The organism is Janthinobacterium sp. GW460-12-1-14-LB5, from assembly GCF_059423585.1.
The window spans coordinates 1-536 of the sequence record NZ_JBWKYD010000077.1 but is presented as its reverse complement, the minus strand read 5'-3'; the positions used below and the strand labels follow the sequence as shown (position 1 = coordinate 536).

At 54.3% G+C, this 536-nt stretch carries 1 rRNA gene; it reads left to right on the top strand.

Annotated features, from left to right (window positions below):
• A 16S ribosomal RNA gene (locus tag AC07X6_RS28610) occupies window positions 1-520 on the top strand; the annotation flags it as partial.
• Between the last annotated feature and the right edge of the window lie 16 nt (window positions 521-536).

Genomic DNA, 536 nt, shown 5'->3' with positions numbered 1-536 from the left:
GGGGAGTGCTCGAAAGAGAACCAGTACACAGGTGCTGCATGGCTGTCGTCAGCTCGTGTCGTGAGATGTTGGGTTAAGTCCCGCAACGAGCGCAACCCTTGTCATTAGTTGCTACGAAAGGGCACTCTAATGAGACTGCCGGTGACAAACCGGAGGAAGGTGGGGATGACGTCAAGTCCTCATGGCCCTTATGGGTAGGGCTTCACACGTCATACAATGGTACATACAGAGCGCCGCCAACCCGCGAGGGGGAGCTAATCGCAGAAAGTGTATCGTAGTCCGGATTGTAGTCTGCAACTCGACTGCATGAAGTTGGAATCGCTAGTAATCGCGGATCAGCATGTCGCGGTGAATACGTTCCCGGGTCTTGTACACACCGCCCGTCACACCATGGGAGCGGGTTTTACCAGAAGTAGGTAGCTTAACCGTAAGGAGGGCGCTTACCACGGTAGGATTCGTGACTGGGGTGAAGTCGTAACAAGGTAGCCGTATCGGAAGGTGCGGCTGGATCACCTCCTTTCTAGAGTTTGCACGAA